This window comes from Streptomyces sp. cg36, from assembly GCF_041080675.1.
Taxonomy (GTDB): Bacteria; Actinomycetota; Actinomycetes; order Streptomycetales; family Streptomycetaceae; genus Streptomyces.
Genome location: NZ_CP163521.1, coordinates 171945 through 193915, shown reverse-complemented (window position 1 = coordinate 193915; position 21971 = coordinate 171945). Strand labels below are relative to the sequence as shown.

18 protein-coding genes and 1 pseudogene are annotated in these 21971 nt (G+C 71.3%); 11 read left to right on the top strand and 8 right to left on the bottom strand.

Annotated features, from left to right (window positions below; genetic code table 11):
- Nucleotides 1-130 precede the first annotated feature (130 nt).
- The 3 genes from AB5J87_RS38865 to AB5J87_RS38855 all read left to right on the top strand — a co-directional run bounded on the left by AB5J87_RS38865 (nt 131) and on the right by AB5J87_RS38855 (nt 2343).
- The gene (locus tag AB5J87_RS38865; protein ID WP_358991193.1) at nt 131-355 is read left to right on the top strand and encodes a hypothetical protein; all 225 of its coding nucleotides are present in this window, start codon (nt 131-133) and stop codon (nt 353-355) included.
- Between the two features lie 141 nt (nt 356-496).
- On the top strand, nt 497-1411 hold the full coding sequence (locus AB5J87_RS38860) for a Crystal protein ET79 (protein ID WP_369384041.1): 915 nt from the start codon (nt 497-499) through the stop codon (nt 1409-1411).
- Nucleotides 1412-1467: 56 nt separating this feature from the next.
- Nucleotides 1468-2343, top strand: a complete 876-nt coding sequence (locus AB5J87_RS38855) for a ribosome-inactivating family protein (RefSeq protein ID WP_369384040.1) — start codon at nt 1468-1470, stop codon at nt 2341-2343.
- Nucleotides 2344-2469: 126 nt separating this feature from the next.
- Here AB5J87_RS38855 and AB5J87_RS38850 read toward each other — a convergent pair whose 3' ends face one another.
- Nucleotides 2470-3738: a hypothetical protein gene (locus AB5J87_RS38850; protein ID WP_369384039.1), complete on the bottom strand. Its 1269-nt coding sequence runs from the start codon at nt 3736-3738 to the stop codon at nt 2470-2472.
- Nucleotides 3739-4957: 1219 nt separating this feature from the next.
- Between AB5J87_RS38850 and AB5J87_RS38845 the strand changes: the two genes are divergently transcribed.
- From AB5J87_RS38845 to AB5J87_RS38830, 4 genes are all read left to right on the top strand, one after another.
- The gene (locus tag AB5J87_RS38845; protein WP_369384038.1) at nt 4958-5725 is read left to right on the top strand and encodes an XRE family transcriptional regulator; all 768 of its coding nucleotides are present in this window, start codon (nt 4958-4960) and stop codon (nt 5723-5725) included.
- 105 nt (nt 5726-5830) lie between these two features.
- On the top strand, nt 5831-6922 hold the full coding sequence (locus AB5J87_RS38840) for an MBL fold metallo-hydrolase (RefSeq protein ID WP_369384037.1): 1092 nt from the start codon (nt 5831-5833) through the stop codon (nt 6920-6922).
- 421 nt (nt 6923-7343) lie between these two features.
- The gene (locus AB5J87_RS38835) at nt 7344-7919 is read left to right on the top strand and encodes an N-acetyltransferase (protein WP_369384036.1); all 576 of its coding nucleotides are present in this window, start codon (nt 7344-7346) and stop codon (nt 7917-7919) included.
- Nucleotides 7920-8271: 352 nt separating this feature from the next.
- The gene (locus AB5J87_RS38830) at nt 8272-8802 is read left to right on the top strand and encodes a macro domain-containing protein (RefSeq protein ID WP_369384035.1); all 531 of its coding nucleotides are present in this window, start codon (nt 8272-8274) and stop codon (nt 8800-8802) included.
- Nucleotides 8803-8929: 127 nt separating this feature from the next.
- On the opposite strand, the gene AB5J87_RS38825 is transcribed toward AB5J87_RS38830, so the two are convergent.
- Entirely contained in the window at nt 8930-9238 is a 309-nt protein-coding gene (locus AB5J87_RS38825) for a hypothetical protein (protein WP_369384034.1), read from the bottom strand.
- Between the two features lie 1189 nt (nt 9239-10427).
- Here AB5J87_RS38825 and AB5J87_RS38820 point away from each other — a divergent pair.
- A complete protein-coding gene (locus AB5J87_RS38820) occupies nt 10428-10958 on the top strand; it encodes a hypothetical protein (protein WP_369384033.1) in 531 nt (176 codons plus the stop codon).
- Between the two features lie 571 nt (nt 10959-11529).
- Here the strand turns inward: AB5J87_RS38820 and AB5J87_RS38815 are convergent.
- Both AB5J87_RS38815 and AB5J87_RS38810 read right to left on the bottom strand, forming a co-directional pair.
- Complete coding sequence (locus AB5J87_RS38815; protein WP_369384032.1) at nt 11530-12030, bottom strand: HAD domain-containing protein; 501 nt, start codon at nt 12028-12030, stop codon at nt 11530-11532.
- The gene (locus AB5J87_RS38810) at nt 12027-12320 is read right to left on the bottom strand and encodes a hypothetical protein (protein ID WP_369384031.1); all 294 of its coding nucleotides are present in this window, start codon (nt 12318-12320) and stop codon (nt 12027-12029) included. Before AB5J87_RS38810 ends, AB5J87_RS38815 begins: the two co-directional genes overlap by 4 nt.
- Before the next feature lie 947 nt (nt 12321-13267).
- Here AB5J87_RS38810 and AB5J87_RS38805 point away from each other — a divergent pair.
- From AB5J87_RS38805 to AB5J87_RS38795, 3 genes are read left to right on the top strand one after another with little or no spacing between them, the layout of a single operon-like run.
- Nucleotides 13268-15118 (top strand): ATP-binding cassette domain-containing protein, encoded by a 1851-nt coding sequence (locus AB5J87_RS38805; RefSeq protein ID WP_369384030.1) that lies wholly within the window; start codon nt 13268-13270, stop codon nt 15116-15118.
- Complete coding sequence (locus AB5J87_RS38800; protein WP_369384029.1) at nt 15115-15966, top strand: class I SAM-dependent methyltransferase; 852 nt, start codon at nt 15115-15117, stop codon at nt 15964-15966. Before AB5J87_RS38805 ends, AB5J87_RS38800 begins: the two co-directional genes overlap by 4 nt.
- Nucleotides 15963-16928 carry a methyltransferase gene (locus AB5J87_RS38795; protein WP_369384028.1) on the top strand — a complete coding sequence of 322 codons (966 nt, stop codon included), beginning with the start codon at nt 15963-15965 and terminating at the stop codon, nt 16926-16928. The genes AB5J87_RS38800 and AB5J87_RS38795 overlap by 4 nt, the downstream gene beginning before the upstream one ends.
- Before the next feature lie 168 nt (nt 16929-17096).
- Here the strand turns inward: AB5J87_RS38795 and AB5J87_RS38790 are convergent, their stop codons facing one another.
- The 4 genes and pseudogenes from AB5J87_RS38790 to AB5J87_RS38775 form a co-directional block, all read right to left on the bottom strand.
- Nucleotides 17097-19259: a PIG-L family deacetylase gene (locus AB5J87_RS38790; RefSeq protein ID WP_369384027.1), complete on the bottom strand. Its 2163-nt coding sequence runs from the start codon at nt 19257-19259 to the stop codon at nt 17097-17099.
- Between the two features lie 172 nt (nt 19260-19431).
- On the bottom strand, nt 19432-20436 hold the full coding sequence (locus AB5J87_RS38785) for an esterase/lipase family protein (RefSeq protein WP_369384026.1): 1005 nt from the start codon (nt 20434-20436) through the stop codon (nt 19432-19434).
- 461 nt (nt 20437-20897) lie between these two features.
- Nucleotides 20898-21209, bottom strand: a complete 312-nt coding sequence (locus tag AB5J87_RS38780) for a hypothetical protein (protein ID WP_369384025.1) — start codon at nt 21207-21209, stop codon at nt 20898-20900.
- Between the two features lie 266 nt (nt 21210-21475).
- Nucleotides 21476-21865 (bottom strand): annotated as a pseudogene (locus AB5J87_RS38775) (TetR/AcrR family transcriptional regulator C-terminal domain-containing protein); the annotation flags it as partial.
- Between the last annotated feature and the right edge of the window lie 106 nt (nt 21866-21971).

Sequence of the window (21971 nt, the reverse complement as noted above, 5' to 3'; positions counted from 1 at the left end):
GAAGCGTCAGCGGTACGTCGGTGAAACGTCGGAGGGCACCGAAAGGCTCATCACGTCCCTGACAGACACCGCCGCACCCGGCACACACCGACACGCGGCACACACCGAACGGTGGACCTGGCTCATGCGCATGCGAACGACCGCTACCGGATCCCTGCTCCTCGCGGCCCTCCTGCTCGGCGGCGCCGCCGCCCAGTCGGCGCAGGCGGCCGACTACCGCTACTTCGGCGGGCACTACAAGACGTACGACTCGTGCCGCGCGGCGGGTTCGCTCAGTGTCGGCATGGGGCTGTTCAGCCGCTACGAGTGCGTGGACAACGGGCGCGACGAGTTCGACCTGTACTACGTGAACTGACCCCGGGCGTGAACTGACCCCCGGACCGGGCCGGGCGCCCGGCCGGGCCGACGGCCGCCCGTCAGCGCGGCACGTCGGCCCCGGTCGGCGCCCCGCCCGACTGCGGCGCCCCCAACCCCCCTCCTCGGAAGGCATTTCGACATGTTCGTACGCTCCGCTCGTCCCGCCCGCCGTCCCGCCCGCCGGCGGACCCTGGCCCTGGCCGTGACCGCTCTCGCCGGTGCCGGTGTGGGCCTGGCCCCGGCCGCGCAGGCCGCCCCCGCCGCCCCCGCCGCCTCCTCGGTCTCCTCCGCCGGCGTCAGCGCGTCCTCCGCCCGCAGCGTGGGCGTGGCCTTCAGCAACAGCACCAACCAGCAGCTGATCCGCACCTACTCCAGCCTCTCCCACGGCTGCTGGGACGACGACAACCTCCCGCCCGACTACGTGGCCAAGCGCACCAGCCCCTCCTGGGGCAGCCACTCCTGCGGAATGCTCACCGGCACCGAGGGATACACCAACTACCGGATCGCGGGCACCTCGGACGAGGTGCGGATGCACTGGAACAACCCGTACTCCGGCAGCAACGGCTACTGGTGCGACGCACCGTCCGGCTACCAGTGCACGATCAGCGGCGGCAGCGGCAACAACGCCACCGTCCGCATCACACTCACCGGCGGCCCCGCGACCCTGAAGGCATCCGCCACGGGATCCGTCGTCGCTGCCGTCACCCCCGTGCGCAGCACCGCGGTCAACGTGCTGAACGACTCCGGCCGTGCGCTCGTGCGGACCGGGGCGAGCCTGTCGCACGGCATCTGGAGCGACAACTCCCTGCCGGCCTCGCTCATCAACCCCGGCGCCAGCGGCTCCTGGAAGAGCGAGTCCGACGGCTTCATGACCGGCACCGAGGGACGGGCCTCCTACATGATGTCGGAAGGCGGCATCGTCTCGATCAGCTGGAACAACCCGTTCTCCGGCGGCAACAGCTACAGCTGCAACGTGCCCACCGGGTTCGCGTGCGACCAGACCGGCGGCGGCGGCAAGAACGCGCAGGTCACCTTCCGTATCCGCACGGCCTGACCGGCCGGCCGCCACAGGGCGGCCCCTTCGACGCCCTCCCTCTCGTAAGGAACACCATGCGCAAGGAAATACCCGCTCTCCTGCTCACCGCCGCCCTGCTCACCGGCGTGGCACCCGCCGCGCAGGCCGCCGACGTACACGCCACCGCGGCGACGACGGCCGCCGCGGTGGGGTCCCAGGCGATCGACGCACCGTACACCTGGGACCTCACCCAGACCGACGACGCCGCGGTCCGCACCACCTACGGCCGGGTCATCGCCGGACTGCGCACAGCGGTCGGCCACCACCTCGAAGCCGACCCCACGCTGCTGGAGACCAGCACGAGCCCCGACATCGTGTCGCTGCGCGTGCAGCTCTCGGGGAGCCGCTTCGTTTTCCTCCACTACACGGCCGACAACCTCTACCTGCGCGGGTTCTCGGTCGCGGGCGGGGACGTGGTGCAGTTCAACGACTTCGACCTCGGCCGCCAGATGGGCCGCTCCTCGCGCGTCCTGCCGTTCAACGGCCGGTACGGCCAGGAGCGCGGGCACCTCGAAGCCAACTCGTCCGTCGACCGCGCTCACATCACCTTCGAACGTTCCACGCTCTTCTCCCAGTTGAACGACCTCTACGACTTCGCGAACAGGTCGGGCACGGCCAACAACCAGAGGGTGGCCACGGCCGCACTCACCATGGTGACCGCGACGTCCGAGGCGGCTCGTTTCCGGCCGGTGTACGAGAGCATCCTCAACGCGATGCCGGACGGCGGCGACCGCGGCAGCCAGTCCGCCGACAACATCGAGCTGGAGAACGACTGGAGCGCACTGACGGGCTTCACCCGCCAGATACTCCGGGGCGAGCAGCCGGCGCCGCGGAGGGTGGGCACCCGTACGTTCCGCAACATCCGGGACATCCGCAACGTCCTGGTCATGGTCCTGTCGACCAAGCACTGACCCGGCCCGGCCGGTGAGCCCGCTCCGGGCCGCCCGCGACGCGGGTGGGCCCGGAGCGGGGCTGTCTGTCAGGTGACGCGGGGTGCTCTGGCACCAGGCGATGAGCCCGGTCGGGTGTCTCGGTGGCTATCGGTAGAGCCCGCCCCGCTCCATCTCCCGGATCATCCAGTAGTCCTCCTCGATCGCCTGGCGGGAAGACGCGGCCAGGACGAGTTCGCCGGGGCGGGTCGCCCGGTCGACCGTGCGTAGCACCGGCGTTCCCCCGGTGGGCAGGCCGGTGCCTGCCGTGACCGTGGGCAGGGTGGTCACCGTGTGCAGCGACCGGCCGTCGACGACGCCGTCGTACGGGGCGATCAGCGAGACGCGGGCCACGTGGCGGCGCTGTCCGGGCGGCGGCGGGACGCGGCCCGCGACGGTGGCGTGAACTGCCGCCTGGACGTGGTCGGTTCCCGCTGCCTCCCGTTCGCACAGCGCCTCGGCCGGTGACGTACGGGCGTAGGTCCGTGCCGACAGCAGGACGGGACCGCGCTCGTACGGGAACGCGATGCGGCAGCGCGCCGCGCCGCCCGCGACACCGAGTACGTCCAGCACGCGCCGCACGTACACCGTCAGGGCCCGGCCCAGGACACTGTCGTGTTCCAGCAGATCGGAGCGGCCGTGCACCCCGTCGCGCGTACGCAGCTCGGCCCAGATCGCGCTGATGGTGTGTGCGCCGGTTGCGGGGTGGGTGACCGTGTGGACGACGAACTGCTGGCCAGGTACGCGTTCCTGGATGACAAGGGCTTCGGTGCCGCTGTGGTGGACGGCGGCGTGGCGCTGCGGCCCCCACGCGGCGCGGATCTCGGCGGCGCTGGTGCACACCGCCCCCGGCAGGGGGGTCGCGCTGTCCGCGGCGGTGACCACGTACGCGGGCAAGTCGGCGTCCTTCGCCCAGCTCAGCGCCGCCGCGAGGCTGCTCGTACGCAGGCCGCGCGGCGCCGCGAGACCCATGTCGGCGAGCGCCGCCGCCTGGACGGCACGGTCGGTGCGCAACGCGGAGGTCGCGGGCTCGCCGCCGGGGAGCTCCAGAGCGCGCGCCAGCCGGTCCGCCAGATCGACACCGAGGCCGCCGGCCGCGACGACCGCGTGGACCCCGCGCGCCCGCAGCTTCTTCGCGGTACGGCGCACACCGTGGTGTACGAGAACGCACCGGCAGCCGACCGGCGGGCCGACACCACGGTGGGCGGGCGGGAGTGCGGTGTCGGGGAGTGTCACGGCGATGCTCTCCCACCCCGACTGGGCGTACCGTTGGGCATGGTGGCCGTCGTCACCGTACGGGGCGACGAGCGCCACCAGGCCGACGGGCGACAGTCTTCGGGCGGCCGACCGCGAGGCATCGGCGGAGGCGAGGGACACGGCCGGGGCTCCCTGACGGACGGTGGGACGGTGGGGGGTGGAGGAGATGGCGGTCAAGTGGCTGAGGGTGGGGAGGGTACGGGGGTGGGGAGGGTACGGGGGTGGGTGGCCGGGTGGTGGCTGAGCACCGGCCGCGGCCGGGCCAGCAGCAGTTCGGTGCGGCAAGCCTGGGAGGGGGCGGGCGCAGGGGATGCGCGCGCCCCCTCCGGCTGGGCCGAGGTGCCCGTCCCGCATGACGGGCAGAGCAGGGCGTTGGGAGAAACGCCGCTGCGTCTCGGCGGACCCAGTCGGAGGGGAAGCCTGCCGACTGGGGGCTTCGGGGTCACATCACGACCTCAGCGGTGCTGCGGTGGCCGGATGTGAACGCTCTCGCCGTGCAGGGGATGGGCTGCTGGTGGCCCTGGGGCGGGCCGTCCGCAGCGCGGTCACCGCGCGAGGTGCGGTGACCGGCCCGTGGTCTCCGTGGATGAGCCTGCCGGACCGTCCCTCGGGGCGACGCGGTTCGCCGGGACCACTCCTCACGCGGAGGACCACACCACGGGCGAGGCGAATCCGGCACAGCCGGAAACGGCATACCTTCGGCCACCAGGGGGCGCGGGGGTCCGGAACAGTCACCGGTACGTCAGGAAACCGATGTTGAGGGCGTACGCCGGGGCGTACGCCGGGCGAGCGCCGCCCGTCCTCTCGGACGTACGCCCAGCAGGGTCCTTCAACATGCCGTTCTCCACGTCCACTTGCCCCCGTTCATCCGGATACGCGTCGCGGCATCCAGACAGCGCTTCATCTTCGCGCAAGGCGGGGCGGGCAACAACGGGAAGAGAATCTCCGGTAATCCACTACCTTATATTTAACCTTCAAACACTTGGCGCCCCTGGGGGTTGAGCGGCGCGTCCCGCGGGATGCGCGAGCCGTACGTACGCGAAGCGAGCCATACGTGCGCGAAGTGAGTGCCACCCGCCCCGGTCCTCGGCTGCACGCGCGTCGGCACCGCGGAGTCCCGCAGCGCGCCGCCCCCGACCCTTTGCTCCAGCATCGACATGCTCGACCGCGCCTCCCGACGACGGCCCGCCCCCTCGCCGACCGGCACCCCGCCACCAACGGGAAGTCAAGTACCGGTAATCTGCCACCTGCTATTCAATGGTCAACGCTTCTGTTCTGCACGGGGGGAGAACACATGGAGCACGGGATCGCGCAGCAGATAATGAGGGCCCACAGGCGAGTGCTTGACCGCGAGGACGTGGGATTGCCGCCGCGCCCGAAAGAGGGCCGCCGCGGCCCCCGGGTGGAGGGCCTGGCCCAGACGGATGTCGACCTGCTGACCAACCGGGGAATTGGCACCTACCAAAAGGTGGAGTCGGGCGCCCTTCGCCCGACCGCGTCCTACCTGCTGGATCTCGCGCGGGTTCTCCATTTCAAGGACAGCGAATACATTTACGTCCATTTGGAATACTTCGGCACGGAGCCGTCCCTGCCGCTGCACCCCCAGGCCGACCTCGACGTACCGCCCTCCTGGCAGCGCGTGCTGGACGGGCAGCGCGAGATGGCCTACATCAACGACTTCCGCTACAACCTGCGCCTCTACAACAGCGCGTTCGCCGACCTGTTCCCGCGCGGGGAGCCGCCGGAGAACACCTTGCAGTGGATGCTCTTCGACGAAGAGGCCCGCGAGAGCTGCCTGCTCCACTGGGAGACGGCATGGCTCCCCCACCTGCTCTCCTCCTTCCGGGCCTCGCTCGCCGCCCATCCCGACGACACGGTCCTGCGGCGGATCCACCAGCGGGCCATGGCGTGCCCGCGCATCAGCCGCCTCTACCAGGAGAGCGAGGCCGCCAAGATCCACCCGGACGGCGACCGCCGTCCGATGCTGCACGCCCTCCGGGGGCCCGGCCACGTCATCATGAGGGTGGCCCACATGAGTACGCCGCACGGGGCGCGGTACATGACCATCCTCTTCGATCCCGATGAAGGCTCCGACAGCACCGCATGAGACACCGTCAGAGCCGCCGCCGTCCGGCTCTGCGTCAATTCAGGCCGTACTTTGTGGTGTTCGCCACAGAGCAGGGTGCGAATTCCTTCGGCCACAATGCCGTTCATGAAGTCACCCATGAAGCCGTCCCTGAAGTCATCCATGAAGCCCTCCATGAACCTGCCCGCTTCGCTCGTCCCCATCGCCGACGGAATCCACGGCTGGATTCCGCAGGCCCCGGGAACCTGGGGTTTCGCCAACTGCGTGCTCATCGCCTCCGGGGAGGAAGCGGCTCTCGTCGACACGCCCTATGACGGCCGCATGACGCGCGCCCTGACGGCGGCGGCCTCCGACGTGCTTCCGGACGGGGCCCGGATACGTACCATCATCAACACCCATGCCAACGGCGACCATTGCTACGGCAACGCCCTCTTCCCGGGTGCCGAGATCATCAGCACCCAGGCGTCGCTCGACCACCTGTGCATGGAACCCACCCCCGAGCAGATGCACCACCTCACCCACGGTGTCCCCGCCGACGAACCCCTCGGCTGGTACATGCGCAAGCACTTCGGCACCTTCCAGTACGAGGGCGTCGAACTGGCCCCGCCGACCGCCACGTTCACCGGCCGCCACGAGATCGGGATCGGGGACACCCCCGTACACCTCATCGAAGTGGGCCCCGCGCACACCGTCGGCGACCTCATCGTCCACCTCCCGGAACAGGGCGTGGTGTGCGCCGGCGACGTCGTCTTCATCGGGGATCACGCGGTGCACTGGCAGGGCACCCTCGCCCAGGTCGTCGAGGCGTGCGAGACGATCCTCCGCCTGGACCCGCAGACCATCGTCCCGGGGCACGGTCCCGTCGTCGGGCAGGCCGAGATGCGGGAGTACGTGGAGTACCTGCGCGAACTCGCGGACCGCATCCACTCCGGCCACGCCCGGGGCAACAGCGCGCAGGCCACGGCCGAGGAGCTCGTGACCAGCGGCTTCCACCACCACCTCGGGCTCGGGGAACGGCTGATGATCGCCACGGCCGCCGAGTACCGCCACTTGGAGGGCGACACCTCGGAGCCCGACCTCGTCGCGCTGGCCGGGCGGGCGGCCACGTGGGCCTTCCGGCAGCACCACGCGGACGGCGCGGACGGCTCGCCGCGGACTCCGGCCGCGACGACCGCGCCGACCGCGCCGACCGCGCCGACCGCGCCGACCGCTTCCTGACACCACTGTCCCGGACTCCGAACTGTTCCGAAGCTGCCCCGGGCACCAGTCCGGGGCAGCGTTGCCGCTCGGACCAGGCGCCCTGGTCCGGTCGGAACAAGGGATACGTGCCGTCGCCCAACTCCTCGGCAGAAGCCCGGGACGCTCCCGCCGGCTACGCGGAACGGGCCCGGCCCGGGCATGGGCCCAGGCATGGCGACGGCGAACGCTCGCCGCTACCCTGACCGTGCTGTCCAGCGCCTCGACGTACCGGGTTCTCGGCCTGTTCCACGGGCCTTCCGCGCGGCCCACACGGGCCCTCCGGCAGGTCTTCCGAACCTGTGGCTGAAGAACAGCGGTTTCGGTCTGATTTTCGTCTAGTGTGTCTCTCCCACCGGGTGCCTCCGCTCTGCTGGAGACGGTGACACCTGCAATCCCCCGCGTGAGCGATACCGACCGAAAGGACGGCGAATCCGTGACCGTCGAGTTCAGCCTGACCGACGCCGAACACCTGCCCTCCGTCATGCACGGCCTGCTTCAGGTACACCGCGAGGTGTCGGGCGACGACGGGGCGGCCGAGTCGGAGACGGCCTTCGAGGAACGCTTGGCGACCGCCGCCGCCAAGCCGGGCTGGACGGCGGCCATCGGCTACGAAAACGGCAACCCCGTCGGTTACTGCCACGGTTTCACCCTCGCGCGGGACACCGACTGGTGGTTCCACCTGATCGTGCCGGTGCCGCACTACATCACGTACGAGAACGGCCACCGGACCGCCGTCCTGGACGACATAGCCCTGCGCAAATCGCTGCGCGGCACGGGGGTGGCGGCGCGGCTCCACGACGTATGGCTGTCGCGGCGCCCGGAGGAACGCGTGACGCTGCGCGTGGACGCGACGCTCGGCAACGGCGCTCTCCAGGCAGCGTGCGAATCGTGGGGGTACCGGCGGGTCGCGGACCGTCGGGAGCAGCTCGAATCGCGGGTCTATACGGCGATGACGCGTCCGGTGCGGCATCTCTGAACCGGGGTCCGGTCTGAACCCGCCCGAGCAGTGGGTCACGGCCACCGGTTGGTGAGGCTCGCGGGCATTTTGGTCCTGCCCTGCCTCTTCATTGCCTTCGTCGGGTCCGCTTTCATGTGGGGCCCCTGACACACACCTGCGTGTCTGCGGTGGCCCTCCAGCCGGACTCGGGTGAGCGCCACAGGGCCGGGGTCGGGGCGGCGCGGGCCTGCGCTGTAGTGGAGTCGGTGTCCCCGTCGGGAGCGCTCGGCCCAGGTCGTCAGGTGCAGTTGCCGACCATGGCGCGGGTCTCAGCTCCAGGGGGCTGAGCGGTGCGGGCTCCCTTGTCAGTGGGGCCTGGTGTGATGGACCGATGACGTCATCGATCCCTGTCACCACCTGCAGCGGTGACCTCCTCGCCGCCGAGGTCACTGCCCTGGTCAACCCCGTCAACACGGTCGGGGTGATGGGCAAGGGCCTGGCCCTGCAGTTCAAGAATGCCTATCCCGCGATGTTCGCCGACTACCAGCGGGCTTGCCGGTCCGGCGAACTGGTCCTCGGACAGATGCACGTATGGGATACCGGCGAGAGCGAACGCCCGCGCTATGTCATCAACTTCCCCACAAAGGGCCACTGGCGCGCGCGGTCTCGCATCGAGGACATCGAGGCAGGTCTGGCCGATCTCGTAGCCACCGTTCAGCGATTGGGGATCGATTCCCTGGCCGTCCCCGCGCTCGGCGCCGGTCTTGGTGGCATGGAATGGTCCGAGGTCGAGCCGCGCATCCGTCGGGCTTTCGCCACTGTTCGCGGGGTCCGTCTGTGCCTCTACCTCCCTCGTACGTCCTCGCGCACTGCGGTGAGGGCGGGGAACGCCGCACCAACGCCAGCACCGACCCGGTCGTGATCGCGTGCGGCGAGATACACCAGGCGTACGCCGAGGACGGATCCGAGCGCGATGAGCAGCGGCTCACGTTGCTTTGTGGCGTCCTTGGCGCCTGCCCAGTAACAGGCCGTGTACCGCGCCCAGTTGCCTAGTTCCCGGTTGTCGCGCCTGTGGCGCGGACGCTGCCGGTCAAGGAGTCGCCGCTGTGGGCCGGCTCCCACGTGACCTCGATACTGGCGCCGTACAAGTCCCGCGCGAGTTCTTGCAGCATGGTGGTGGCCGCCGCCTGTGCCGTCTCGGCCTCAGCACCGGCGGGCACCTGGCTCAGCTGCCCGCAGACCATGCCACCCGCCGTGGTGCGGATGCTGTGGCGCCAGCCGTCCGGTGTCCCGAGCAGAACGATCCCTTCGGGCATCGCGAACAGCGGCCCCTTTTTCCTGGTGTGCCGTCTTCCCATGAAGCCATCCAACCCCACGCGACGGGCAGGGAAGACACGGCGGGGCACCCGGGGCGGCGCGCGGGGCGAAGAAGGCGGCAGGACCTCCAGGCCGTGAACGACGGGCAGACCGTGAACGACGGGCAGGCCGCCTTCACGGTTGATGCCGCCCGTGCATCCTGTTGCCTGCGCGGCTTCGCCCGCGCAAGAGTGGAGTCGGCACAGAACGCGAAGTTGGAGGCCACGGGTCCGGACCCCTGCAACTTCTGGTCGCCGCCGAGTACTCCAAGCCGGTCGACGGAAGCAGCGAGGCGATGGTCACCTGGTTCGGCAGCGACAACGTTCATCCCGAGCGTGAGCAGTGCCGGGCCGTGTTCACGGAGCACGCGAGCGTGGTGGCATCGCTGGCCGGGGAACCGATCAGCCCTGGCGATCAAGCGACACTTCGCCAGGCCGCCGGACTCCTATGAGAACGTGATCGCGTCGACCACCTGCCGCAGATCCCGCCACCGACCACCCCACCGAGGCGTCCAGCACGACTCACCGAAGCTGGCGGGACGGGAGAGCCGCACGGCCGCGCCAGTAGTGCGGGTCCCGCGGATCGGCCAGCCACGCTGTCAGCCGCTCAGCACATGCTGCGAAGGCTTGGGACAACGAGGCTTCTGCACCGGTCACGATGCGGAGGACATCGACATCGTGGGAGGCGTGCTCGGTGCCGCACCAGCAGGGCCACATTCACTGCCGCACCGACCGGCTGCCGGGTCGGCTCGCCGCGCCGTTCCCTCTCGCGGAACCCCTGCCCGGCCGGGTGGACGCACGGACCGAGGCACTGACGCGGGGCACGCTCATGCTGGCCGACCAGGGCTGCGGCATCTACTGCCGGCTGGTTCTGAACGGCCCGCGCGCGGGCGAAGTCTGGCAGATCGACCCGGACTGGGGCGGCTTCGTCCCGGCAAGCACCGGTTTTCGCGCCTGGTACACGGGGTGGCTGCAGGGCACGCGAGTACGCCCTACGTCGTCCGGACCAGGCTCCCGGGGCGGGGGGTGACAACGAACCCAGTCGTTCCACACCAATCAGTCGTTCCAGACCAGAACGCCACCGACGACCGTCCTTGACGATTGTCTCTACTCTCCAAGGGGCGCTGGTCGTTGCCATCGAAACGGCGAGCGTTGCCAGCCGGGCGCCAGGGGTCTTCGTAGGATGGGCACGATGGATGAAGACGCTCAGGTCCTGGCCCTGCTCCACACTCTGGACCGGTTGCCGGGCCCGGAACACCTGGAGTTTCCCGACGGTTTCGACTACCCGCTGGCCAAGGCACGAGCGATCCGGCTCAAAGACCGGCTGAACCGGGACTTCGGGCGCTCCTGTCACCTTGACGACCAAATCCAGGACGCCAGCTACTCCTTCATGATCACCATTCCGGCCGAGGCGTCCGCGCCCGGCGTCCCCGTGGGTGTGCGACTGAGCAACTTCGGCAGCCTCGCGGTGGCGACCACCCCGGGGCCCGACAGCCATGACGACCTGGACCACGCCGTTCAACAGGGAGCGCTGAGCGCGGCGGACCGCAGCCGGATCGAGGCCGCTCTCCGCGACCTGGGCTACACGCTGGTGCCCCCGCGGCTGCTCCATGAGCTCTACGACGGCGTGACACGCCTCGCCGACCAAGGCTCCTTCTACCTCAGCTACGGCCCGCACCGGGGCCGCGCGACTTGGTGGACCCGCTACTTCGAGTACTTGTGACGGCGGTAGCAGCTCCAGGTTCTGGCGGCGCCCTCGCCACGGCGGTTGCAAGGGCTGCGAAGACCTTCGGCGGTGTGACGGCTGAAGCGGACGAGAGCGGCTGCGGTCGGCGTCTCGGCACAGGTGAGATCGAGCTGCCGCGGACTCTTGACATGCCGCTTCCAGCAGACCCTGTCCGTCGGGTCGCGCAGAGAGATCCCTCGCACTGGGATGACCGGCCCGCGATCAGTCGGCGGGTCCTGCCGCAGCTCGTCACGGTGCCAGCCAAAGGCATGGCCGAGCCCGATCTCATGGCCCATGACTGGCCACGGCCGACTGGTCGCAGTGGCCTGACAAGCAGGGCAGGGGCCGTGGCCAGTTCCCGCAGACGTGGTGAACGTGGACACTAAGGACGCAGACGCCGCCCATCTCCGCGTCCCGACCATCAGAGTCGTAGCGTCGGCGAGACCGGATTCAGGCGACATCAGCTCTGGCCACGACTTGGCGGAGGCGTTGGTTGGCTGCATGGCTGTCTGGCCGGACGATGTATCGGCGGGTCATAGCCGATTCCGGTGAACCACCGCGGGGATCCTCAAGTGGCCGCCCGCAGCCATTGATCGAGGAACGCGAAGTCTTCGTCGGCGAGGCCGCGGGAGGACGCCACGCGGTGGAGGAGGGCCGGGGTGGGGTGGTGGGTGGACACCCAGTCCCGGTCGGCCTCGGTGATCTCGTCGTCGACCCAGACGAACGGGCGTCCGTCCGCCCATGCCACCAGGGTCCGGGTCTTCCAGTGGAGCCCGAACCACTGGTCCTCGCGTTCATGCGCGTCGGAGGGTTCGGGCCAGTGCACGACCGGCAGGGGTGGCAGGCCGAGCCGCGCCGCCAGTTCGGTGTTCGCCTCGTCCTCCCAGGTGGTGGCCCAGACCAGCTCGCACGGCAGTGCCGCGAGGCGGGGCCCGACGCTGGGGTCGAGCCGCGTCAGGTGCGCATCGGTTGTGGTGCTTGACGGCTCGCGCTGAGGGCCGTCGCCGAACGGCAGGAGAGGTCCGTCGACATCCAGGAACAGCAGCGGGCGTCCCTCGCGCGCACTCATGTCGCGGCCCCCAGCTCGCGCTCGGGCAGGGGGCCGCGTATGAAGCGGGCGCCGTTGCGGACGAGAGCGACGAGGCGGGGTGCGGTGGTCGCACGCCATCTTGCCTGGACGGACTCGGCGAGCTTGAACACCATCGCTGGGGCCGGGCCCGGGCCGCCTGCGCCCCGGGTAACCTTCGTCCGCAGCTCGCCCGTGCTGAAGGTCCACCCGATCGGATCTGTTGTGCGCGGGTGGACCCCGTGCTCGGCCGGGAAGTCATGGAGCGTCTCCGCCACCAATACGCTCAGCACGGGCGCGCCTTTCCGACCCGCGCTGCGACGCGGGCCAAACTCGGTGACCAGAAGTTGATCACTCGGGAAGTTACGCCCTCCCCGTTCCGCGAGACACCCCTTCCCGAGTCAGATCCACAGGTCTTGAGCATCGCTCGTCCCTCCGTGTGCCTCGAGTGACCGGCCTGCTCGCTGGACATCGTCAGCCGCATCGATCAAGCAATGACCATGCGGGGAATGGACGGAACGGGAATAGACGGAACGGATGGCTTCCGATTCATGTGCGGCCCCGACTCCCGCCCGCACTCCCTCAGAACTCACCAGACGCCCACAGGTGCGCGGCGCCACAACAGGCTAGGGACGTGCTGGTCGGGCGCGGGCAGCCCTCAGCGCACACCAGGCCCAGGAGTCAGCGGTGCAACAACCCCTAGCCACCCGTTTCCTGCCGGTGCGCGCCCCCGGGCAAGGACGGACCGGCGCGGGGAGACCGCGAAGCGGGGCTGACCAGCCTCGCGCTCACGGCGCCTCACCTGAGCGCCCGCCGTCCACCCCAGGCAGACAGGCTGAATCCCCCGCTACGACCTCTGGCCGATCGCCAGCCACCGCAACGCCCGACCGTCGGCGTTTCAGCCAATCTCCCCCGAACACGTGCTCCCGCGCGGCAAGGGTCGGTGCACTGCGCACCTTCGGAAATCCGCTGAATCACGGGGTGCGCAACCCGTCCGAAAGGAACAGGTGCTCGAAATCGTGTGGCGTCGTTGAACACACCGACGCCACCGCCACGTCCACGAGGGGGGGACACATTGACGTCAGTCGAACCAGGCAGTGACAAGAGCGCGCGCGGCCCGAAGGCCGCCGTCACGGGCAGCATCTCGAATGCGGAAAGGGAGTTGTACGGGGGCCGGCTGCGCTACGACCAGTCCTACGTCCGCCATGAAGGGCCGTTGACCCGGCTGAAGTTCGGGCACATGGCAGCCACGCTGCCGCGCATGGTGGGCATGGTCGTGCGCACCGGCAGGAAGGCGGACCGGCGCGCGTTGACAGGGGTCGTGGCGGCCGAGCTCGGGCAGGGGGTGACGGCCGCGTCGGGCCTGGTGGCGGTCAACGGCGTCCTGGCGCGGTTGTTCGCCGACGGTCCGACCGTGGACAAGCTGCGCGACGCCCTGCCGTCCCTGGTGGTCCTCGCGGTCGCGGCGGTGGTCGGCGCCGTGCTGTCGGCGTGGTCGACGGCGATGTCGGGACGGCTGGAGCCGCAGGTGGAGCGGGCGGTCTCCGCCCGGTACTACCGGGCCGTCACCGGTGTGGAGGTGGCGGCGACGGAGCGGCCGGAGGTCCAGCGGGTCCTGGAGGCCGGGAAGTTCGGCACCGACTCGGCCCGCAGGATGCTGCGGCTGTCGGTCGGCGTGGGCAACGTGGTGATCGGCATGGCGGCGGCCGCGGTCGTGCTCGCCGCGCTGCACTGGGCGCTGCTGCCGATGCTGCTGGCGATCGCCCTGCCCAAGGGGTGGGGCGCGGTCCGCTCCGCGCGCCGCGACTACCTCTCCCGGATGCACTGGGTCGACCACCGCAGGGCGATCGCCTCCCTGCTCGCGTACCTGACCCGCCCGCACGCCGCCGGTGAGCTCCGCGTGCACGCCGCCGGTACGAAGCTGCTGTCCAGCTACGAGGAGATGTCGCGGCAGACGGAGGCGGAGCAGCGGCGCCTGGCGCGGGCGCAGGCATGGACGGACCTGGTCGCGGGCGCGTTCGCCGGTGTGGCGTCACTGGCCTGCTACGGCGTGCTGTGGTGGCTGCTGGCCACCGGCGGTCTGCCGCTCTCGGTCGGCGGGACCGCGGTCATCGCCATCCGTACGTCGACGGCGCGGCTCACATCCCTCGTACAGCAGGTCAACCGGCTGTACGAGGAGCTGCTGTTCCTCACCGACACCGAGGACGCGATCGAGGTGGCGAGCGAGAACGCGATCCCCCGGACCGGCACGGCGCTGCCCGCGCCGGTGCGGGAGGTGAGGACGGAGGCGGTGTCGTTCACGTACCCGGGCGCCGACGGCCCGGCCCTGAAGGGCGTGAGCGTGCGGGTGCCGCGGGGGAAGGTGACGGCTCTGGTGGGTGCGAACGGCTCGGGGAAGACCACGCTCACGAAGGTGCTGGCCGGGCTGCTGCTGCCCACCCGGGGAGAAGGAGACGTGTGGTGGGTGGGCGAGTCGGGCGAGCGGGTCGGGCTGCGTGAAGCCGATCGCGCCCAGGTCTTCGCCGAAGTCGGTCTGCTGGCGCAGGACTTCCCCCGCTGGGAGATGACGGCCGCCGCGAACGTGGCCATCGGCATCGGTGACCGCCCCCGGGACATGGACCGCGTCCGCGAGGCCGCGGGCGAGGCGGGCGTGCTCGAACTGGTCGAGGGCCTGCCGCACGGCTGGGACTCGATCGTGTTCAAGGGCTATGAACGCGGTGTCCAGCTCTCGGGCGGCCAGTGGCAAAAACTGGGGTCCGCTCGGACAAGGTACCGGAAGGCGCCGTTCCTGCTGGTCGACGAGCCGACCAGCGCCCTCGATCCCCATGCGGAGATCGCCGCGTTCGAGGGGCTGTGGTCCCTGGCTGAGGAGGGGCACGCGGTCGTGCTCGTCACCCACCGGCTCGCCGCGACCATGCGTGCCGACCACATCTACGTGCTCGATGACGGCAGGGTCGTCGAAGACGGCACCCATGAGGTTCTGATGTCCCGTCAGGACGGCTTGTATCAGGGGATGTTCACGGCCCAGGCCGCGCAGTACGGGCAGGCGCCCGCAGCCGCTCCGGTTCCCCGGCCCCGTGGCACACGATGATCCGCCCCGGCCGACCGGCCTCCGAAGCGGTTTCGGACGATGCCCTGTTCGGGTCCGAGGCCGCCGCCTACACCCGCTACCGGCCCGGCCTCCCGGACTCCGCGGTGCGTCTCCTGGCCGCCACCCAGCACGGTGTGCCCGCCCCCGTCCTCCTGGACCTGGGGACCGGGACCGGCCAGGTGCCGCGCGCGCTGCTGCCCGTCCTGCACCGCATGGCGCACGTCGACCTGGTCGACGTGAACGCGTCGATGCTGGAGGCGGCCCGCGCCGTACTCGAACCGTTCCTCGGGGCGTGCACGGTCGACGCCTTCACCGGCGCCGCCCACACCTTCGCCCCCGCCGTGCCCGGCCGGGCACCCACCCTGATCACCTGCTGCCGCTCCTTCCACTGGATGTCCCGCCCGGAGGTCCTGTCCATGGCCGACCGGGTGTCCGCGCCGCGCGCCGTCGTGGCGATCATGGGAGACGGCAGCCTCTGGACTCACCGGGCCGACTGGACGGCCGCCCTGCGGGAGCTGATCCAGAGCTACCTCGGCGAGGACCGGCGCGCGGGCACCCGTGGCACGTTCGCCGGGCCGGGCCACTCCTTCGAGGACGACCTGGCCGCCTCGGCGTTCAGCGAGGTGGCCGAGCACAGCTTCCCCGTCGCGCGGGCCTGGGCGCCCGAAGGCGTCCTCGGCCATCTGCGCACCACCAGCTTCGCCCGCCCCGCGCTGTTCGCCGGCCGCCACCACGAGTTCGAGGCCGCCGCGCTCCGGCTGCTCCAGGACCACGCCCGCTGCGGCGTACTGAAGGAGGACGCGGTGTTCACGGTGCGGCTCGCGCGCCGCCCCGGCGGTGACGCGTGAGCGGCGCCCAGCGGCACACCGAGCCGCTCGACGTCCACCTGATCGCCCTCCGCGACGGCGCGGCGGGCCCCGAGGCCATGGAGCACCATGTGTGCGACGCCATGGGCTGGTTCGCCCTCGACGCCCTGCCGGAGCCGATGGTGGCGTACTGCCGCGCCGGGTTGGACGCCTACCGGGCCGGTGCGCGGATGGCCGTGCACCTCCAGGAGCCCGGCGATCCGATCGCCTACGACCCGTCCGTCGACCGGCTGCGCCTGGTCCCCGAACCCGCCGAGCAGGTGGAGCCCGGACTGCGCGCCCCGGCCCGGCAGCGCACCGTACAGCGGCCCCCGACCACCGCCCCGCCCACCACGAGGAGCAGCACGGTGACGTACACACCCCGCGACCGGTGGGACCAGCACTACCGCGACGGGAAGGGATGGCAGCCGCTCGGCCCGCGCGAACGGCAACTCTTCGCCGAGCACGCCCCCGTCCCCGACGGCGGCGGCCGAGCCCTGGACGTGGGCTGCGGCACCGGGCAACTGGCCGCCCACCTGGCCGAGTTCGGCTACACGGTGGACGCCGTCGACTTCTCCGCCAGCGCGATCGCCCGAGCCCGCGAAGAGCACGCCGACATCGAGGGCGCGCGCTGGCTGCGGCTGGACGTCGAGCGCGACGACCCGGCCGCGCTGCACGAGGAGGGGTACGACCTGATCGTGATGCGGTTGGTGTACCCGTTCATGAGGGATCGCGGTCGCGTTGTTCGCGGGCTGGGCGAGCGGCTGCGCGGGGGCGGCGCGCTCGTCGTCATCACTCCGACCGCCGAGAACACACCGGCCGACCGGCGCGGCATCGCCCTGGACGAGGACGAGATCACACTGCTCGGTGCGGGCTGGGAGTCGATGGAACGGCTGGACGCGGACGGCCTGGCCTTCCTGGTCCTGCGCGGGCCGGGCCACGCCGACGACGGGGCTGTCCGTTGAACGCCGTCCGAACTCGATGGAGGCCCCCGCTGATCACCGAAGGTGCCCCGCGTGCACACCACCATGAGGCAAGAACGCTGCCTCAAGGCGAGCCCACTCAGCATGCGTCGAAGTCGCCACGCCCCATGCAGCCAGCCCCACCCGCGATGACCGTCAGGTGAGGTCAAGTCAGGCCCGATCCAGTACGGGCGTGGACTCCAGCGCCCCATGTGGCGCCAGGGTCGTGAGGGTCGGGGCGCCCTTGGTGTTCCGTGCCAGGGTGGGGACCGTGAGGGTGCGTTGGGGGAGGGTCGACCAGCTTGCCCTGGTCGTTTCGGTCAGGTGGGACCAGCTGGTGGTGCCCTCGTTGTTGCGGCCCGCCAGTAGCACCCCCTTGTCCACCGCCAGCAGTGCCAGTGGGCCGTAGCCGCGTCCGGGCAGGCCCGGTGGCTGCGGGTGCCAGGATCCGTCGGCGTCGAGGCGGTGCAGCAGGGGGCGGGCGGTGACCGGCTCCCGTGACGCGAGCAGTATCGATCCGTCCGGGCGGGCCAGTGCGGTCGGCGGGTCGGCCGAGGCCGGCAGGGCGGTCGGCGTCTCCGTGAAGGCGCTGCCCGGTGAGCGCTGTGCCCAGTGGTGCAGGGTCGTGCGGCTCGCGGCGAAGACGTGGACCCGGCCGCCGGCGTCGGTCACCGCGGTCATACCTTCCTGGAGCGCGGGCGCGCTGCCGTCCAGGACGCTCCAGCGGCTCCACGTCCCGCCGGGCCGCCGGACGCGGGTGGCGATGCCCCGGGCCCACGTACGGGCGAAGAGGTAGAGGGTGCCGTCGTGCCCCTCGGCCACCACGGGGGTGCCGACGCGGCGGCCCCGTTCGGCGTCGGGATCGGGGGTGCCCAGCGAGGCCCAGGGGCCGAACGCGCCGCCGGGGCGGGTCTGCCCGGTGCAGGCGAGGTCGCGCCGGTTGTCGCGGGGGTGCGGCCCGAGCCCGGTGATCCGGGTCGCGAACAGCTGCCAGCAGCCGTCCTTGTCCAGCAGTGCGGTGAGTCCTGGCAGCAGTCCGTCGCCGCCGACCGGTGTGGGTGCACCCCATGTTCCGCTGCCGTGCGTGGTCTCTCGCCACATCACCGCCCGGCCGGAGAGCACGCCGAACGCGGTGAGCTGTCCGGCCGCGTCCGTACTGATCCGGGGCGCGGCCTGCGGTATGCGCGGGCTGGTGCGCTGGACCCAGCCGGTGCCCAGGGAGTGGCCGTGGCCCACGTCGTAGTCGCCGCAACCGGCCGCGAAGCCGCACGAGTCGGGGGTTCCCCCGTACACGTTCAGTATGGCCACCTTGCGGCGTACCAGCGGGGCCGGGAGGTTCTGCGGCCAGCGTTCGTTGTAGTACCCCCGGTAGGGGACGACCGTCCAGGCCGGTGCGGAGCGGCCCTGGGCCTGGCCCTGGCCGGGCCCCCGGCCTTGACCCGGACCCGAACCCGGGCCTTGACCCGGGCCCTGCCCATGCCCATGCCCCTGGCCTTGGCGGGAGCCCTCCCGGTGGCGTTCCAGAGCCGCGAAGGTGAACAGCGCGGCGGCGGTGTGGTCGGGGTGGTCGGAGTAGCCGGGCTGGTCGTGGTGGCGGCGGTTGGCGCCGCCGCGGCGGTCCGTCGCGTCGTGGGGCTGCTGGTCCGGGTCGGGGTCCATGGTCCGCACCAGCGTCGGGGCGTACCGGTCCAGGAGGTGGGCCAGGGCGTCGATGAGCCCGGCGCGGCGCACCGCGCAGGAACGGGTCACCGGGGAGCCGGTGCTGGGACGGGTGCGGACGACGGCCTCGGGGTCGGCCCACAGCCGGGGCAGCACCCAGTCCGGGCCGTACTGCTGTATCCCGAGGAACACCAGCTGGACGTGATCGTGCCCGTCGAGCGTGTCCAGTTCGGCCTCCAGGCCGCCGGGCAGGGCGAGCGCCTCGGTGCGCCAGCGCGCGTCCTTGCGGCCGGTGACCATGAACGCGTACGCGTGCCGCAGACCCTGCCGACGGGCCCCGGCGTAGCCCGGCTCGTCGGGCCGGGGCGGGCGCCGCTGACCCGGGACCTTGTTGATCCCGTCCTTCTCGCCGGAGTTCAGATACACGCTGACGAGCCGGTCCCCCGCCCCCAGGGACTGCTCCAGGTCCGGGTTCATGAAGTACAGGTCGTCGTCGGGGTGCGCGACGACCTGGAGCACGGTGGCACCGCCACGGGGCCGGCCCGCACCGGCGGAGGACGCACCACCGCCGGGTTTGTCCGAAGTGTCCCGGCCGGCCACACACCCCACCGCGGCGACGGCGACGGCCCCCGCCATCACACTCCGCCGCGCCAGGCCCCGAGCGGGCTGCGCCACCACGTTCTCCCCCTGGCATCACACACACGGCCGTCCTGGCCCCGGCATATCCACCCTGGTCAGGAGCAGATGCCGCAATTGACCCGGCCACGATACCGGCGGCCGTCCCCGACGGTGGAGGGGAGGTACGGGGTGGACGGCACGGCCTTGGCCGGATCCGGGCGGCGGCCGGTCACAGAGGAACTGTCAGGAGGGCGCACCGCACGGGGGTGGCGCGGGCGGGGTCGAGGGCGTTCAGCACCAGTCGGTGGACGTTCGGGTCGTACGGGCTGCCCACGTGGCCGGTGAGTTCGAGCGGGCACACCCTCTGGAGCAGGATGTTGTCGACCTCGGCGCCGGGTCCCGCGGTGAGGAACTGGTTCGTGTACGGGGTGACCACCTCGTCGAATTCGGTGACGATGTCGGTGTAGGCCACGCCGGGCTCGGTGTCGCCCCTGGCGTACAGCCGCCGGAGGACCGAGGAGCCGACGGTCTGGTCCTTGGCGGCGGGGCTGTCCAGGCCGAGTGGTCTGCCGGTGCGTCCCGCCACGTCCAGGACGGCGTTGGCGAGGTGGGCCAGGCCGAGCAGGGTGGTGCCGTGGCTGCTGGGGTTGATGCCGACCAGCCGGTGGACCTTGGCGGCGCCGCCGTCGAAGCGGAGGTACCACTGGGGTGTGACTCCGCCGCCCTGGGAGTGGCCCACGAGGTCGACCTGCTCCGCGCCGGTGGCGGCCAGCACCTTGTCGACGTAGCGGGCCAGCTGTCGCGCCGAGTCGGGGACGGGGCCGACGGCCTTCATCAGGGCGTGGGGGCCGCGCTCACCGTAGTTGAGGGCGAAGACGCAGTAGCCGGCGTTCTTGAGCAGCGGGGCGAGGCCGCTCCAGTTGTCGTAGGCGTTCTCGAAGGTGCCGTGGACCAGGACGACCGGGCGGGGGTGGGCGCCGGTCGGCCTGCAGGTGAAGTCGTTGGCCCCGGCCGGGGGGCGTTCGGGGTCGGGCAGTGAGCCGAGCAGCGCCATGCCGAAGTTGACGCCCCCGAGGCTGACGAGGCTGACGAGCGGGGCGGCCGGCCTCGCCGGCGGCGGTTCGGCGGCGGCGAGGCGCGGTGCGGAGGGCGCCGCGGACGCGGTGGGGAGGGCGGCGGTCAGGCAGGCCGCCGCGGCCAGGGCCGAGCATGCGGCGCTGAGGAATCGGCGCATGGGGCTGCGCGCCTCCTGGTGAGGTGTCGGAGCGGGTGAGGTGTCGGAGAAGGCGGGGAGTCGGGAAGGGCGAGGTGTCGGGAAGGGCGAGGTGTCGAGGCGGGCGTGGAGCGGCCCGGCTTCGGCACCGTCGGTTCAACGCTCACCGGCGGCGCGCCGTATGCACCCGTTCGGCTCACGCGTGGTCGGCCGCGTGGACGGACGCACCACGGCACAACGGAGTGGGCCGAGGTCACGGGCCCTCAAGACCTCGTCACCCGCCCCGGACCTCGCCATCCACCCGAGACCTCACCACCCGCCCGAGACCGCACCACCCGCACCGAAACGGCGGACGGAGAACCTTCGGAGCGCTACAGTCCCTCTCTTGAAGACCCCGAGGGGCGCCGGTTGCGTCGGCGCCCCTCGGGCTCTGCTGCTGCGCACGTACATGTGTCAGTGCGGTACGCGGATGATGCTCCCGGTCACGGCGTTCCGGGGCAGACGCCCTGGACGGTCACCCAGATGTTGTTGTCGGGGGTGGTACCACTGGCCACGATCCCGACGGGGGAGCAGCCGGGCGGGAGCTTGTAGTCCGCGTTGGCGCGGGCACCGTCCAGCGAGCCGCTGACTCCGGTGACGTATACGTAGTAGGTGGATGTACCGGTGGGTGACACCGCTGCTCGGGTCGGCGCGGCGGTGGATGTGGCAGCCGATGCCGGGACGGCCAGCGCCACCCCGGCCAGCAGGGTCACCGCGGCTGCGGCGATCCTGGTCGTCGCGAGCTTTCCGTTCAAGGAATCCTCCCGATCAGTCCGATCAATTGCCCCACGGCGCACGGTAGTTGCGCCGCACGCAAGGAATCTAGGACGCGAATTCGCACACCGCAACAGCCGTTGCATCCTGCGCAACCGTCGGTTGGGGCTGTTGTCGGGGGGGCACACGTTTGGGGCCGCCGGGTGCGTGGGGTGGACGCAGGTCGGGAGCGTGGGGTGGCTGCGGGACGGGCGCGGGAGGGGCGCCCGATCCGCCCCCGCACTCCCCCGCCCGTAAACCACGACTCCTACACCGTCGTACGCGCGCTCAAACCGTCCACGATGAGGGAGAGCCCCGCCTCGAACGCGGCCTCCGGATCGATGAGCGGCATGTCGGCCGGGACGTCCGAGCCGTCACCGGGGCCGGGACCGAGGCCCGGGCCCGGCCCCGGGGCCGCCTGCTCCTCCAGGACACTGCCGACCGTAAAACGGCCGGCCGCCAGCATCGCCATCCGGGCGTCGTGCTCGGGCACACCGCGATCGACCAGGAAAGCCATCTTGTGGCGGAGCCGGTCGAGGTCCGCGGTCGGCGTGGAGCCCGCGTGGAGGCGGGCGCCGTCGCGGCGCAGCAGCAGGGTCCGCCGGAAGCTGCGGGTGTTCTCCAGGAACCAGGCACGCCAGTCGTCCTCGGGCGTCGGCCTCAGACGCCGCGCACCGGAACTCGGCAGTGCGAACACCATCGCCTGAGCGCGATCACTCTTGCGTACACCCCGGCAAGGGTGTTAGGCGCAGACGATCTTTTTC